The sequence below is a fragment of the Mesorhizobium sp. YIM 152430 genome, from assembly GCF_029210365.1.
Classification (GTDB): domain Bacteria; phylum Pseudomonadota; class Alphaproteobacteria; order Rhizobiales; family Rhizobiaceae; genus Aliihoeflea.
In genome coordinates, this window is record NZ_JARGES010000021.1 from 1 (window position 1) to 1,156 (window position 1,156).

A 1,156-nucleotide genomic window follows, 5' to 3' on the forward strand; every position below is an offset into this window, starting at 1 on the left:
GCATGACGGACGTATTCAGCATTCGCGCGGATCAGCTCGCGGTCCAGTGCGAAGCCCTTGGCCGCCGCAAACTGGTGCATGAAGGTCATGGTCGTGCGCGTATTGCCTTCCCGGAACGGATGGATTTTCCAGAGGTCGACAATCATGCCTGCAAATGAGGCCATGTCCTGCGCCCGCGACAGATCGCTGAGACCCGACCAGTCGCAGGCATTGAGTTGCTTAAGGTGGTGTTCGGCCTGGAGGCGCGCCAGATGGAACGGCGCGTATTCGACGCTGCCTCCGCCCAGTTTTTCCTCGGCCTTGACCATATCGATGCGGCGGATTTCGCCGGCGAACGGATACACCGGCGCAAAGATGCGCCGGTGTAATTCCAGCAGGTGGGCGAGGCCAAAATCGCCCTTGACCGGATTGTCGTAAAGACCCTTCAACGTCTTCAGAGTCTCCCGACGCTCCTTGCTGTCGAGTTTGGCCTGATCCCTGATGTTGAAATGATTGATGAGGACTGTGGTGCCCGGATAAAGATAGGGGTCACTCATCAAGCGGCACGGGCACGCCTTGCTTCGACATAGGCATCGCCCAGCTGATCGCAATCCTTCTCGCTCAACAGCCCGGCCTCTTCGCACAGGACGAGGAACTGTTCGAACAGGTTTGGCTCGTCCCGCGACACAGCCATTGCCGAAAGCGCGGCCTTGTGACCATCAGTCAGCATTGCTGCGACGATCGGCTCGAGCGGCTTCTGATCGAAGGTTCTGATGACCTGTTTGGCAAGCCGCAACGCATGTGCGCGATCTGCGACAGCGGGGCTTTCCATTAGCGTTGCGGTCATGTTTCAGGCTCCTGTAACTTGCTCTTTTGTATAGCCGAAATTCGGCTCGAAAACCAGTCTGCGCGGTCCTTCTACCGCCAAGGACGGCCATTCCTTTTGTACGCGGCGTCAAGCAGCAGGCCCCGCCGTTTCGGCGGGGCCTGCGGGCCGGCGTGATCAGTCCCGGTTAGGCCGAGACCAGATCAGCTGGAGACCGTCTTCGCCTTCCACTTCGACCAGGGTGGCGTAAATCGGGGCGGGGAAGCTCGGATCGTCCAGCTTGACCGAGAGGTAGTCGCGTCCTTCGTTGGAGGTCTTTTGCCATGCGGCACCCAGCTCGACCGCGCCGGA

3 protein-coding genes are annotated in these 1,156 nt (G+C 59.8%); all 3 read right to left on the reverse strand.

Translation table 11 applies throughout. From position 1 onward, the window contains the following. Positions 1-536: Fic family protein (locus PZ895_RS07020; protein WP_275838313.1), on the reverse strand; the 536-nt coding region annotated here is incomplete at its 3' end. Further along, entirely contained in the window at positions 536-826 is a 291-nt protein-coding gene (locus PZ895_RS07025) for a hypothetical protein (protein ID WP_275838314.1), read from the reverse strand. The genes PZ895_RS07025 and PZ895_RS07020, both read right to left, overlap by 1 nt. 156 nt (positions 827-982) lie before the next feature. After that, positions 983-1,156, reverse strand: a 174-nt coding sequence (locus tag PZ895_RS07030) for a DUF736 family protein (RefSeq protein ID WP_275838315.1), incomplete at its 5' end; no start/stop codon positions are given.